This window comes from Massilia sp. IC2-477, assembly GCF_020707265.1.
Taxonomy (GTDB): Bacteria; Pseudomonadota; Gammaproteobacteria; order Burkholderiales; family Burkholderiaceae_D; genus Telluria.
The window spans coordinates 634,915-647,458 of the sequence record NZ_JAJFEQ010000001.1; the positions used below are offsets into that span (position 1 = coordinate 634,915).

Annotated in this window: 12 protein-coding genes; 6 read left to right on the top strand and 6 right to left on the bottom strand. The window is 66.3% G+C overall.

Annotated features, from left to right (window positions below; translation table 11 throughout):
• Window positions 1-357, top strand: coding sequence for a helix-hairpin-helix domain-containing protein (locus LK542_RS02865; RefSeq protein WP_227810720.1), 357 nt, complete (start codon window positions 1-3; stop codon window positions 355-357).
• Between the two features lie 60 nt (window positions 358-417).
• Here LK542_RS02865 and LK542_RS02870 read toward each other — a convergent pair whose 3' ends face one another.
• On the bottom strand, window positions 418-849 hold the full coding sequence (locus LK542_RS02870) for a DUF2200 domain-containing protein (protein ID WP_307728884.1): 432 nt from the start codon (window positions 847-849) through the stop codon (window positions 418-420).
• Window positions 850-896: 47 nt separating this feature from the next.
• Here LK542_RS02870 and LK542_RS02875 point away from each other — a divergent pair, with 47 nt between their 5' ends.
• Together LK542_RS02875 and cysM are read left to right on the top strand one after the other, a co-directional pair.
• Window positions 897-2,288, top strand: coding sequence for a M20/M25/M40 family metallo-hydrolase (locus tag LK542_RS02875; protein WP_227810722.1), 1,392 nt, complete (start codon window positions 897-899; stop codon window positions 2,286-2,288).
• Between the two features lie 253 nt (window positions 2,289-2,541).
• Window positions 2,542-3,444: a cysteine synthase CysM gene (gene cysM / locus LK542_RS02880; RefSeq protein ID WP_227800463.1), complete on the top strand. Its 903-nt coding sequence runs from the start codon at window positions 2,542-2,544 to the stop codon at window positions 3,442-3,444.
• 152 nt (window positions 3,445-3,596) lie between these two features.
• Here the strand turns inward: cysM and LK542_RS02885 are convergent, their stop codons facing one another.
• The 5 genes from LK542_RS02885 to LK542_RS02905 all read right to left on the bottom strand — a co-directional run bounded on the left by LK542_RS02885 (window position 3,597) and on the right by LK542_RS02905 (window position 9,484).
• Window positions 3,597-3,932: a hypothetical protein gene (locus LK542_RS02885; RefSeq protein WP_036216124.1), complete on the bottom strand. Its 336-nt coding sequence runs from the start codon at window positions 3,930-3,932 to the stop codon at window positions 3,597-3,599.
• A gap of 449 nt (window positions 3,933-4,381) precedes the next feature.
• Window positions 4,382-5,557, bottom strand: coding sequence for a lytic murein transglycosylase B (gene mltB, locus LK542_RS02890; protein ID WP_227810723.1), 1,176 nt, complete (start codon window positions 5,555-5,557; stop codon window positions 4,382-4,384).
• Window positions 5,554-7,575 (bottom strand): DUF3488 and transglutaminase-like domain-containing protein, encoded by a 2,022-nt coding sequence (locus LK542_RS02895; RefSeq protein ID WP_227810724.1) that lies wholly within the window; start codon window positions 7,573-7,575, stop codon window positions 5,554-5,556. The genes mltB and LK542_RS02895 overlap by 4 nt, the downstream gene beginning before the upstream one ends.
• The gene (locus LK542_RS02900; protein WP_227810725.1) at window positions 7,572-8,558 is read right to left on the bottom strand and encodes a DUF58 domain-containing protein; all 987 of its coding nucleotides are present in this window, start codon (window positions 8,556-8,558) and stop codon (window positions 7,572-7,574) included. The genes LK542_RS02895 and LK542_RS02900 overlap by 4 nt, the downstream gene beginning before the upstream one ends.
• A 5-nt stretch (window positions 8,559-8,563) precedes the next feature.
• Window positions 8,564-9,484: a MoxR family ATPase gene (locus LK542_RS02905; protein WP_227810726.1), complete on the bottom strand. Its 921-nt coding sequence runs from the start codon at window positions 9,482-9,484 to the stop codon at window positions 8,564-8,566.
• A gap of 165 nt (window positions 9,485-9,649) precedes the next feature.
• Here LK542_RS02905 and LK542_RS02910 point away from each other — a divergent pair, with 165 nt between their 5' ends.
• From LK542_RS02910 to LK542_RS02920, 3 genes are all read left to right on the top strand, one after another.
• Window positions 9,650-10,579 (top strand): histone deacetylase family protein, encoded by a 930-nt coding sequence (locus LK542_RS02910; RefSeq protein ID WP_227800468.1) that lies wholly within the window; start codon window positions 9,650-9,652, stop codon window positions 10,577-10,579.
• A gap of 74 nt (window positions 10,580-10,653) precedes the next feature.
• Window positions 10,654-11,547 carry a hypothetical protein gene (locus LK542_RS02915; RefSeq protein ID WP_227810727.1) on the top strand — a complete coding sequence of 298 codons (894 nt, stop codon included), beginning with the start codon at window positions 10,654-10,656 and terminating at the stop codon, window positions 11,545-11,547.
• Between the two features lie 120 nt (window positions 11,548-11,667).
• The gene (locus LK542_RS02920; RefSeq protein WP_227800470.1) at window positions 11,668-12,543 is read left to right on the top strand and encodes a hypothetical protein; all 876 of its coding nucleotides are present in this window, start codon (window positions 11,668-11,670) and stop codon (window positions 12,541-12,543) included.
• Window position 12,544: the final 1 nt, after the last annotated feature.

Below are 12,544 nucleotides of genomic sequence, written 5' to 3' on the forward strand. Positions count from 1 at the left end.
ATGATCAAGAAACTGATGCTTGCCCTTGCCGCACTGGTCGCCTCGACCGGTATCGCCTTTGCCCAGGTCGACGTCAACAAGGCCGACGCGGCCGCGCTGGACGGCGTCAAGGGCGTCGGCCCGAGCATGTCGAAGATGATCCTCGACGAACGCGCCAAGGGCGAGTTCAAGGACTGGGCCGACTTCCAGGACCGCATCAAGGGCGTCAAGGGCAAGAAGGCCATGAAGCTGTCGGAGGCCGGGCTGACCGTGAATGGCAAGCCGATGGAAGCGGCGGCTGCCAAGCCGGCGAAGGACAAGACGGCGGCCAAGACGGACAAGAAGGCGGCGCCGGCCGAACAGAAGGCGGCGATGTAAGGCGAAAAAAACCCGCGGCGACGCGGGTTTTTCATTCAGGCTCAACGCCGCAGGCCTCGTTCAGGCTGGAGATTGACGCAGGATCTTGTCCATGGCCTTTCCTTTCGCCAGCTCGTCGACCAGCTTGTCCAGGTAGCGCAGTTTCTGCATCAGGGGATCCTCGATGTCCTCGACGCGGATGCCGCACACGACACCCTTGATCAGCGCTGCATTCGGGTGGAAGGCCGGCGCCCCGTCGAAGAAGTCCCGGAAGGTGGCGTTCAGTTCGATCTGCTGCTGCAGTCCGGCCTGGTCGTATCCCGTCAGCCAGCAGATGATCCGGTCCAACTCTTTCTTCGTCCGACCCTTCGTTTCCACTTTTTTGATATACATCGGATACACCCTGGCGAACGGTGTCCCGAAGATGCGGTGTTCGGACATGGATGCACTTTCATCAAGGGATGGGTGGCGATACCTTACACCATGTATTGACTGACACCAAGCAATCCGCATGAGAAGATGTGCATGTCATTTCGCACACCACGACTAGAAAGGTACTCATGCCTCACGCCCGCATTTCTTCCTCCCTGCTGGCCGCGCTGCTGGCCGCCGCCGCTGGTTCCGCTGCCGCCGCACCAAGCGCCAAGGCCACCCCGGCCAGCCCGGACCTGAAGCGCCAGCAAGCCCAGATCAGCAAGATCGTCGCCGAGGTCTCGCCCAAGCGCATCCAGGCCTATGTCGACAAGCTGGTCAGCTTCGGCACCCGCCACACGATGTCGGAAACTGAATCCGAGACCCGCGGCATCGGCGCCGCGCGCCGCTGGATCAAGAGCGAACTGGAACGCTGCGGCGCCGGTACCCCGCTGCAGGTCGCGTTCGACAGCCACATCGCGCCGGTGTCGGCACGCATCTCGCGCCCGACCGAAATCGTCAACGTGGTCGCCACGCTGCCGGGCACCCAGGACGCCTCGAAGGACCGCCTGTACGTGGTCAGCGGCCACTACGATTCGCGCGTCAGCGACGTAATGAACTACACCGCCGATGCTCCGGGCGCCAATGACGACGCCTCCGGCACCGCGGCCGTGATGGAACTGGCCTGCGTCATGGCCAAGTACAAGTTCGACGCGACGCTGGTGTTCATGACCGTGGCCGCGGAAGAGCAGGGCCTGCTGGGCGCGCGTCACTGGGCCGAGCAGGCGCGCAAGAACAACCTGAACGTGGCCGGCATGTTCACCAACGACATCATCGGCAGCTCGCGTTCGGACAAGGGCACGGTCGACAACAAGCAGGTGCGCCTGTTTGCGCAGAGCATTCCGGCCACCAAGGAAATGAGCGAGACCGTGCGCCAGCTGGTGTCCACCGGCGGCGACAGCGATTCGCTCTCGCGCCAGCTGGCTCGCCACACCAAGGAGCAGGGCGAGCGCTACGTGAAGGGCTTCAAGGTGTCGGTGATCCACCGCGCCGACCGCTACCTGCGCGGCGGCGACCACATGCCCTTCCTGGAGCAGGGCTACGCCGCGCTGCGCTTCACCGAGCCGGCCGAGGACTTCGCGCACCAGCACCAGGACCTGCGTACCGAAAACGGCAAGGTGTACGGCGACCTGGTGGATTTTAATGACTACGACTACATCGCCAAGGTGGCGCGCGTGAACGGCGCGACGCTGGCCTCGCTGGCGCTGGCCCCCGCTGCGCCGCAGAACGTCAAGCTGCGCACCGACAAGCTGACCAACGATTCGACCCTGGTGTGGCAGGCGAATCCGGAACCGGACGTCGCCGGCTACCGCATCGTCTGGCGCGATACCACCGCGTCCGACTGGCAGGGTGCCAAGTGGGTCGGCAAGGTCCTTGAAGCCACGGTCGACCTGTCGAAGGACAATGTGTTCTTCGGCGTGCAGGCGGTCGACAAGGACGGCAACGTCAGCGTCGCGACCTATCCGCTGCCGCAGCGCTGATTTTTGTAGGGTGCTGCGGCTACACCGCGCGCGTCGATTCATCGTCGACGTGAAGGCCGCCCACGCGTTCAGGCACGATTCGAGCAGCGGAAGCGTCTGCTCGAACGGGCGTTGAACGCGTGGGCGGCGTCAGCGCTGATGGCTGTTCATGCTGCCGGGTAGAGCCGCACCACCCTACAAGCGGCCCCGACAAATACGCCACCTTGCGGACCGGATTAGAATAGCGGTTTGAGAAATCGCGAAAGAGCAAGGAATGGCTTACAAGACCATTGAAGACACGATCGGCAATACCCCGCTGGTGCAGCTTGTGCGCCTGCCCGGCGCGGATGCTGCCGCCCGCAACAACATCATCCTCGGCAAGCTCGAAGGCAACAACCCGGCTGGCTCGGTGAAAGACCGCGCCGCCATGTCGATGCTGCGCGGCGCCGAAGAGCGCGGCCAGATCAAGCCGGGCGACACCCTGATCGAAGCCACCAGCGGCAACACCGGCATCGCGCTGGCGATGGCCGCCGCCATCCGCGGCTACAAGATGGTGCTGCTGATGCCCGACAACCTGTCGATCGAGCGCCGCCAAAGCATGGCGGCCTACGGCGCCCAGATCATCCTGACGCCGAAGTCGGGCGGCATGGAATACGCGCGCGACATGGCCGAGCAGATGCAAAAGAACGGCGAGGGCATCATCCTCGACCAGTTCGCCAACGGCGACAACCCGCGCGCCCACTACGAGAGCACCGGGCCGGAAATCTGGCGCGACACCGAAGGCCGCATCACCCATTTCGTCAGCGCCATGGGCACCACCGGCACCATCATGGGCGTGTCGCGCTACCTGAAGGAACAGAACGAGGCGGTCCGCATCATCGGCGCCCAGCCGGAAGAGGGCTCCTCGATCCCCGGCATCCGCAAGTGGCCGGAAGCCTACCTGCCGAAGATCTACGACAAGGCGCGTGTCGACCAGGTCGAACCGGTGAGCCAGGCCGCGGCCGAGCAGATGGCGCGCCGCCTGGCGGCCGAAGAGGGCATCTTCTGCGGCATCTCAGCGGCCGGCGCCTGCGAAGTGGCGCTGCGCATCTCGCAGACGGTGGAAAACGCGACCATCGTGTTCATCGTGTGCGACCGGGGCGACCGCTATCTGTCGACGGGCGTGTTCCCCGCCTGAGCTAGGGATCCGCGCAAAAAAAAGCCATCCTGACGGATGGCTTTTTACTTTCTGCAACTGTCGGGACGCAGCCTCGAAACGCGCATCAGCGCGAAGGAGAAATCAGCGCCTGCGCGGCGCCAGCGTCCACTGGGGCGCGCGGCCCCGGCAGATCACGCCTCTTTCGGGGCGGCGCCTTCTTTCGGCTTGAACTGCTTGTCGCTGATGCGGAACTTGGCGCGACGGTCGCCCATGAGGTAGCGCAGGTCGCGAATCGACAGGTCGCTGACCTCGTGCATGCGGATCAACAGCGATGCGCCGACCGGCAGGCGGTGGTGTCGGATCTTCGAAATCACCGGCGGCGCCACTTCCAGGGCGCGCGACAGGGCTGCGTCGTTCTTCAGGCGCAGGTTCTCGATCAGGGTGTCGAGCAGGCGATTCGGGTTGTACTGCAGGAGTTCATCGGACTCCGAATCGCTGTTCATATCAATGCCGACTTGGTTGGTCATGATTCAATATCCTATTTTGGGTTGGACGGAGCCCCATGCGGCGCTCGGCTCCAAGGTTCGGTATTTCGTAATTTTCTATTCAATTGTACAACTAATTTCTAATCTGATACTCGATAGCAATAAAAATCAGATTAACTTCATCAGTATTGTTGTCTCATCGCAACAATAGCTGCAATGCAATTCTCTCACAAACTCACGGAAATAATAATTGTTTTTTGGTTAAGCGCCAGTGTAAGCCCAAGCAGGCTTTGATGCCGCACGGTATGAAAAACGCTGACAGAATGCCAAGAAAAGTGGGGGTATGGCAGCAGGACGGATGTTTCTGCAGAGAATCTGCGAGAAAGCGAAGGATACCCCGGGGGAGTATCAGGAGTGGAACAGGGCTCCGCAGAGCCCTAAACGCGGGAAACTCGTTACAACTCGATACAAAATTTCCCGCCCGGCAATGCTCAACCGCCGCGCGAGGCCCGCACGGCCTTGCCCAGCTCAATCACCGACATGGCATAGAAATAACTGCGGTTGTACTTGGTGATGGCAAAGAAGTTATCGTTGGCGACCCAGTACTCGGTCGCCTCGGCGCCGTTCTGCAGGTCGACCAGGCCGTACAGGCGCTCGGCCGGCAGCGCGGCAGTGGGTTCCACGCCCGCGGCGCGCAGTTCTTCCGGACGCAAGGTCGCCGCCAGGCCGCGCTCGAGCAGGGGTTCCCAGGCACGGTTGGGTGAGACGTCCGCCGGGATGGCCGGGCTGCCGCGGTGTTCCGGCTTCCAGCCGTGCTGGATCAGGAAATTGGCCACGCTGCCGATCGCATCTTCCGGCGAAGTGCGCAGGTCGATCTGGCCGTCGTTATTGAAGTCCACGCCATATTTCAGGATATTGCCCGGCATGAATTGCGGCATGCCCACGGCGCCCGCGAAGGAGCCCAGCAGCGAGAACGGCTCCACCTTGTGCTCGCGTGCGAAGATCAGGGTGTTCGACAGTTCGCTGCGGAAGAAGGCCATGCGGCTGTCGCGGTTCGGCGTTTCCGGATAGGCGAAAGCGAGCGTCGCCAGGGTGTCGAGCACGCGGAACTTGCCGGTATCGCGGCCATAGATGGTCTCGACGCCGATGATGCCGACGATGATCTCGGCCGGCACGCCATAGGCCGCTTCGGCGCGCGCCAGCGCTTCGGCATTCTCGTTCCAGAAGCGCACGCCGGCGGCGATGCGGATCGGCTCGATGAAGCGCTCGCGGTAGGCCTGCCAGTTCTTCGGCTTGCCCGGCGGGGCCGGCTTGACCAGCTGCACCGCCGAATCGATGAAGCGCGCCTGGCCGAACAGGCCTTCGAGATAGCTGCGCTCGAAACCCTGCCGCGCCACCATCTCGTCGATAAAGGAGCGCACGCCCTGCCATTCGAGGAAGTTGTGGTGCTCGCCGTCGTAGTCAATGACGGCGGCGGCAGGGGCGGCCTTCAGCACGCGCGTCGACTTGATCGACACGCGCTTGCCGTTCTTCTCTTTCTTGGCTTTGGCTTTGGCCTTGGCTTTGGTGGTGGTGCGGGCGTGGGGATCTTTCGCGGCGGCTCCGGCGTACCCGATCGGGGCAGCAGCGAGGGCCAGCGCGGCAAACAAAGAAACGATAGCTTTCATCTAACTTGCGACAGTAATCTCTTCAAGGTAGCGGCCAGCTGGCGGCCATGCGGGGCCGACGCGGGCTGGGGCGGCGCATAGCGCCAGGCGCTGTAGCGGCGCAAGATCTCGGCGGCGGCTTCGCGTGATGGCGGCGCCAGCTGCTGCGTGGCCGCGATCCGGGCCGCATAGGCGGTGGGCCCTTCGTCCGCTGCGCGTGCCAGGCCCAGGTGGGCAAGGCGCTTGCATAGGGAGGAGTATACCGCCTCGATAGGATCAATTTCCCTGCGGAGATACAAAATTCTCGCCAGCAGCAACACTGCCGCGCCCGCCATGAGCAAGGCGACAACACGCCAGTTGGCGAAGCCCGATTGCAGGCTTTGCATGAAGCCGCGCTGGCGTTCCGGCGTGTAGTTGAGTATCCACTGGTTCCAGCCATTGTTGACGGCGCCGATCGCGTCGCGCAGGCGTCCCAGCAGCGCGTTGCCGCCGCCATCGAACAGCGGCATGCCGCGCAGCGCGTCGATGCCGAAGGGCGCCGGCGGATCGACCGCGGCCGAGAGGTTGCGCTGCACCCGCTCCGGCGCCACCGCCGCGGTCGGGTCGACCCGCACCCAGCCGCGGCCGCGCAGCCAGACTTCGGCCCAGGCGTGGGCGTCGGACTGGCGCACCGTCACGTAGCCATCGATGGGATTCAGTTCGCCGCCCTGGTAGCCGGTGATCACGCGCGCCGGAATGCCGGCAGCGCGCATCAGGAACACAAAGGCGCCGGAATAGTGCTCGCAAAAGCCGGCGCGGGTCCCGTACAGGAATTCGTCGATCGAGTGCCGGCCCAGCAGCGGCGGCTCGAGCGTGTAGCGGTAGGGCTGTTCGCGGAACTGGCGCAGCACCTGCTCGATGCGGCGCGCGGGCAGCGGTTCGCGGCGCAACGCGAGGCCGGCGGCCAGCGCCTTCGGGTTGTAGCCGTAGGGGAGCAGCAGCCACTGGCTCGGGTCGTCCAGCGCCGTGCGGCCATCCAGCGCGTAGTCGGGATACGAGATCATCGAATAGCGCACCCGCTGCGTCAGCGGCTGCACGGTGCTCAGTTCGAGCTGGTGCGAGGCGCGCACGCGGTAGCCCGCCACCTCCGGCATGTGGCCGGGCATCTCCAGCGTGAACAGCCAGCGCGTTTCCGACGGCTCCAGCGTGATCTCGTAGCGCTGCGCCTGGCCGCGCACGCTCAGCGAGTTGCCAGACTTGGTGGGAATCGAGCCGCCGCGGGTCCAGGCCAGGCCGTCGAACGCGTCCAGCACCAGCCCGCGCCAGTAGAGCTGCTCCTTGGGCGGCACCTGGCCCTCGAAACGCACCCGGAAGGCCGGTTCGTCCGACATCGCCAGGTTCGACATCTGGCCCGGCGCCATGCGGTCCGACAGGCCCGACTTGCCGCCGCTGTTGCCGCCCGCGCCAGGCATGCCCCACAGCGGGCTGCCGAGACGCGGGAACACGAAGAACAGCGCCACCGCGAGCGGCGCGGCGAACAGCAGCATCTTCGCCGCCATGCCCGCGCGCGCCCTCAGCTGCGGCACCGCGCCCGTGAACTGGAACGAGAGCTGGGTGGTCAACAGGGCCAGCACCGCCACCACCATCAGCAGCGCGGTGCCGATGCCCTGCGCGTAGAAGAAGTTGGTCAGCACCAGGAAGAAGCACAGGAAGATCACGACATACAGGTCGCGCCGTGCGTGCATCTCCAGCATCTTGAAGGCGACCAGCAGCACCAGCATGGCCACGCCCGCGTCGCGCCCGAGCAGGGTCTGGTAGCTGACCTGGATGCCGGCCATCGCGCCGGCTGCGATCGGCAGCAGCACCATGGTCGAAGGCATGCGCTTGCCGCGCAGGGTGATCACGGCGCGCCAGAGCAGGGTGGCGGCGCACAGCAGCGTCACCCACAGCGGCAGGTGGCTCACGTGCGGCGCCAGCACCAGCAGTGCGCTGCCCAGCAGGAGCAGGGTGTCGGCCTTATCTCTTGGCAGGGAACGCAGGGCGCTTCGCAATGCGCTCATGCCGCCTCCTCGATACCGTACAGCGCCAGCGCGCGCAGGCAGGCCGCCTGGTGCGCCGCGCCGTTGCCGGCGTCATGCCGGATGCCGCCCAGGCGGAAGGCATAGGGCAGGGCGCGCTGCTCGGCATCGAGCACCCAGCGCGTCATGCGCGACAGGCGCAGCTCGAGGTCGAGATGCGCGGGCAGCTGGGCGAAGTCGAGCACCAGTTCGTCGCCCACGCCGCCTTCGAAATGCTTGGTGACGAGCTGGCCGCCGAGCGCCGGGTCGAGCCGGGCGATCTGGCGCCAGGCCAGCTGGCGCGGCGAGTCGCCCGCCTGGTAGCTGCGCACGCCGGCGAAATCGTCGTTGCCGGCAGCGCGGCCGCTGCCGACGGCGTTGCCCGACACCGGCAGCGGTGGCGCGCCTTCTTCCGGGCGCGGATAGACCAGCGCCCGGGTGGCGGGACGCCAGTAGCTCCATGCGCGGAACAGGCCAAGCGGAAAGCGGGTGGAGAGCACCACGCGCTCGAGCTGCAGCCAGCCGCGCGCAGTGGTTGCGACGCCGAGCAGCACGCTGGCGCTGCCGTGGGCGGCGATGTCGGTGGCGTGGCGCGGCTCCTTGATGTCGGCGAAGTCGATCCAGACGCCGTAGCGCGCCAGCGCGCTGCGGTTGGCAACGTGCAGCTCGAACTGCGCCTCCTGGCCGGCGAACACGGTCGGCACCCGGCCCTGCTGCAGGGCCAGGTGGGCCAGGTTACGGTAGGTGAAGACCATGTCCACCAGCGCGCAGGACAGCGCGAGGAAGGTCAGCGCGAAGCCCAGGCCGAGGCTGTAGTTGATGGAGCCGATCAAGAGCACCAGCAGCAGCAGGGCAAAGCCGATCCCGGCGCGGGTGGGCAGGATGAACACGCGGCGCTGGCTCAGCACCACTTCGCCGGCATCAAGCGTGCCGCGGCGCGGCAGCCAGTTGCCGGTGGTGCGCCTGACCCAACCGCGGAATCCCATCGAGCTCAGACCGGGACCGATTTCTGCAACTGCAGCACCAGGTCGCGGCTGGCCAGCGCCGCGCCGTGCGCCGCCTTGAGCGGGCGCAGGCGGTGCGCGCAGACCGGCACCAGCACTGCCTGGATGTCTTCGGGGATCACGTGGTCGCGTCCCTCCAGCGCGGCCCAGGCGCGGCCGGCCTGGAGCAGGGCGATCGCGGCGCGCGGCGACAGGCCTTCGGCGAACATGCCGTTCTGGCGCGAGGCCTGGGCCAGCGCCTGCACGTAGGTGACCAGGGCCGGCGAGGCGTGGATCTCCTTCAGCGCGCGCTGGGCCTGGGCCAGCTGCTCCGGCTGCATCGCAGGCTGCAGGGCGCGCAGCATGGCGCGCCGGTCTTCGCCCATCAGGAGGGCGCGCTCGGCAGCGGCGTCCGGGTAGCCCAGCGAGAGGCACATCAGGAAGCGGTCGAGCTGGGACTCGGGCAGCGGGAAGGTGCCGACCTGGTTGGCCGGGTTCTGGGTCGCGATCACGAAAAAGGGTTCCGGCAGGGGGCGGGTGACGCCGTCGGCGCTCACCTGGCGCTCTTCCATCGCCTCCAGCAGGCCGGACTGGGTCTTGGGCGTGGCGCGGTTGATCTCGTCGGCCAGCAGCACCTGGGTGAAGATCGGGCCCGGGTGGAACACGAAGTCGTTCTTTTCGCGCTCGTACACCGAAATGCCGGCCACGTCGGCCGGCAGCAGGTCGCTGGTGAACTGGACGCGGTTGAATTTCAGGCCGAGCGAGATCGCCAGCGCGTGCGCCAGCGTGGTCTTGCCCACGCCGGGCAGGTCTTCCAGCAGCAGGTGGCCGCCGGCCAGCAGGCAGGTGATGGCGAGGCGGACCTGCTGGTCCTTGCCGACCACGACTTGGCTGACCTGGCGTGCGGCGGCATGCAATTGATTGAACATGGTTGGGGTTCCGGTGAACTGTTCGGTGCGACTAAGTAGGCTCCCATGGTAGATTAGCGCCATTGGCAAGCTTCATACTCCGTCGGCAACAAACCATGGGATCGATTCTATGCGAGAACGGCCCCGAAGGTGTGCGATGGATGAGCAGGGACACAAGCGAGAACGATGAGTACAGCAATCTACAGCCACGCCGACTGCCTGCGGCACGAGATGGGCGACTGGCACCCGGAGTCGCCGGCGCGTCTGCAGGCGATCGACGACCAGTTGATCCTGGCACGCCTGGATGGCTTGCTCGAGCAGCGCAGCGCGCCCCTGGCCGACCTGGCAGACGTCCTGCGCAACCACAGTCCGGGCGCGGTGGCGCTGGTGCGCGACAACGTGCCGGCCGCCGGCGACTACTATCCGCTCGACGGCGACACCATCCTGTGCCACCACAGCTACCAGGCGGCGCTGCGCGCGGCCGGCGCCGCGGTGGCGGCCACCGACGCCGTGATCGCGGGCGAGGTCGACAACGCGTTCTGCTCGGTACGCCCGCCCGGCCACCACGCCACGCCGACCGAACCGATGGGCTTTTGCTTTTTCAATAACGTCGCCATCGCCGCGCGCCATGCGCTGGACGTGCACGGGCTGGAGCGCGTGGCCATCGTCGACTTCGACGTCCACCACGGCAACGGCACCGCCGACGCCTTCCGCCACGACCCGCGGGTGCTGATGGTGAGCCTGTTCCAGCATCCTTTCTATCCTTACTGCGACCCGGAGCCGATCACCGCCACCAGTGTCAACGTGCCGGTGCCCGCCCTCGCGGACGGCGAGGCCGTTCGCAAGCTGGTGCAGGACCTGTGGCTGCCCGCGCTGCACGCGCACCGGCCGCAGATGATCTTCGTGTCGGCCGGCTTCGACGGCCACCGCGAGGACGACATGGGCGGCATCGGCCTGGTCGAGGCCGACTACGCCTGGATCACGCGCCAGATCGTGGCCGTGGCCCGCCAGTACGCCGGAGGGCGCATCGTCAGCTGCCTGGAGGGCGGCTACGCGCTGTCGGCGCTGGGGCGCAGCGTGGTGGCCCACCTGAAGGTGCTGGCCGACCTGGAATAGGCGCGCTGCGGCAGGGAACGCGGCGCGTCCGCGCGCATCTAAGGTCTCATTACTCATCCATCGAGGAGACGACCGTGAGACCCTTCCGCACCCTGCTTGCGCTGTGTCTGTTCCTGGTGTCGGGCATGTCAGCCGCCGCCAACTACACGCTCTGGATCAACGGCCGCGCGGGCAGCGGCCCCGACGGCACGCCCGGCAACTACCGCGACTTCAGCTACTGGGGCCCATCCTCGGTGCCGGCCGGGGTCAACAAGCAGGCCGTCAACTGGGATGGGCGCAGCAGCATCGCCTCGCAGAGCGGCAGGGTACGCGACGCGCTCGACTGCTTCTGCACCGGTGACAACTGGTGCTACCTCGTCACCTACAGCGCCGGCGATCTCCTGACGGGATATACGCTGGCCAACTACGGCGGCACCATCCGCCAGAAGAAGAACGCCAGCCCGAACGCGGCCGGCGTATGCGGCAACAGCCCCACCAACGGCAGCGGCACCCAGGCCGGCTGGAACATCAAGTGGGTGCGCGCCGCAGCGGGTGCGGCCGGCGGCAGCGAGCTGTCGGACATCGGCTCCTGGACCACCTCCGAGCCGCTGGTGCAGGACCTGAAGACCTCGACCGCGCGCGCCATGTACAACCACAACGTCACCCGCAATATCTGGTTTTACATGTACGCGGGCGCCAGGGGCACGCTGTATTCCTTCGCGCTGCCCGGGCAGGACGACGAAGTGGTGGCCTACCACAGCGCCGGCGGCGTGGCCGGCAGTTCCGGCCGCTCGCTGTGCAATCCGGGGGACTGGTTCTGCAATGACCTGCGGCTTGGCATCGAGCCCAACCAGGGCGGCAGCGTCAAGTGGAACTACCACGCGGTGGCCTTCCGCGACGATGGCGAAGACTACGACCACTACGCCCGCGGCAACTGGGCCGGCATCGTCGGCGTGGTCCGGAACGCGGTGGTGAATACGGCCCAGTAAACCGGGGGCGGGCGGCTTCGCAACACTCCTGAAGTGTGTGGTTTGACACGCCCCCATGTCGGGCGTAGTGTCGAACTCAGCCGTATATGCATACGGTACACAATGAGATAGGAGACGACAGTGAAAGCAATCCGCATTCTGTGTGCGCTGTGCCTGCTTTTGTCGACGGGCTGGGCGTCCGCCGCCAACTACACCCTCTGGATCAACGGCCGCACCGGCGGCGGGGCGATCGGCAACTACAATGACTTCACCTACTGGGGCCCGTCCACGACGGCGGCCGGCGTCAACAAGAAGGCCGTCAACTGGGACGGCCGCAGCAGCATCGCTTCGCAGAGCGGCCGGGTGCGCGACGCCCTCGACTGCTTCTGCACCGGCAGCAACTGGTGCTATGTCGTCACCCACAGCGCGGGTGACCTGATGATGGGCTACACGCTTGCCAACTACGGCGGCTCGGCCCGCCTCAAGAAGAACGCCAGCCCGGGCAGTACCGGCGTATGCGGCAACAGCGACGGCAGCTCGCAGACCGGCTGGAACATCAAGTGGGTGCGCGCCGCGTCCGGCGCGGGCGGCGGCTCGGAACTGTCGGACGCCGGCTCCTGGACCACCTCCGAACCGCTGGTGCAGGACCTGAAGACGAGTACCGCGCGCGCCATGTACAACCACAACACCACCCGCAACGTCTGGTTCTACATGTACGCCGCCGCCAAGGGCACGGCCTATTCCGGCATCCTGCCCGGCCAGGACGACGAAGCCGTCGCCTACCACAGCACCGGCGGCGTGGCGGGCAGCTCCGGCGGGTCCTACTGCAACCCGAGCGACTGGTTCTGCAACGACCTGACGCTCGGCACCGCGGCCAACGAGGGCGGCAGCACCAAGTGGAGCTACCACTCGGTGGTCTTCCGTGACGACAGCGAAGCCTACAACCACTACGCCAACGGCAACTGGGGCGGCATCGTGGGCGTCGTGCGCAGCGCCGTGGTGAACAGTGCCCTCTAGG

Excerpts from the sequence above, each read along its gene's own strand:
- LK542_RS02865 (WP_227810720.1), top strand. The coding sequence starts at position 1 with ATGATCAAGAAACTGATGCTTGCCCTTGCCGCACTGGTCGCCTCGACC.
- LK542_RS02870 (WP_307728884.1), bottom strand. The coding sequence starts at position 849 with ATGCGGATTGCTTGGTGTCAGTCAATACATGGTGTAAGGTATCGCCAC.
- LK542_RS02875 (WP_227810722.1), top strand. The coding sequence starts at position 897 with ATGCCTCACGCCCGCATTTCTTCCTCCCTGCTGGCCGCGCTGCTGGCC.
- cysM (WP_227800463.1), top strand. The coding sequence starts at position 2,542 with ATGGCTTACAAGACCATTGAAGACACGATCGGCAATACCCCGCTGGTG.
- LK542_RS02885 (WP_036216124.1), bottom strand. The coding sequence starts at position 3,932 with ATGACCAACCAAGTCGGCATTGATATGAACAGCGATTCGGAGTCCGAT.
- mltB (WP_227810723.1), bottom strand. The coding sequence starts at position 5,557 with ATGAAAGCTATCGTTTCTTTGTTTGCCGCGCTGGCCCTCGCTGCTGCC.
- LK542_RS02895 (WP_227810724.1), bottom strand. The coding sequence starts at position 7,575 with ATGAGCGCATTGCGAAGCGCCCTGCGTTCCCTGCCAAGAGATAAGGCC.
- LK542_RS02900 (WP_227810725.1), bottom strand. The coding sequence starts at position 8,558 with ATGGGATTCCGCGGTTGGGTCAGGCGCACCACCGGCAACTGGCTGCCG.
- LK542_RS02905 (WP_227810726.1), bottom strand. The coding sequence starts at position 9,484 with ATGTTCAATCAATTGCATGCCGCCGCACGCCAGGTCAGCCAAGTCGTG.
- LK542_RS02910 (WP_227800468.1), top strand. The coding sequence starts at position 9,650 with ATGAGTACAGCAATCTACAGCCACGCCGACTGCCTGCGGCACGAGATG.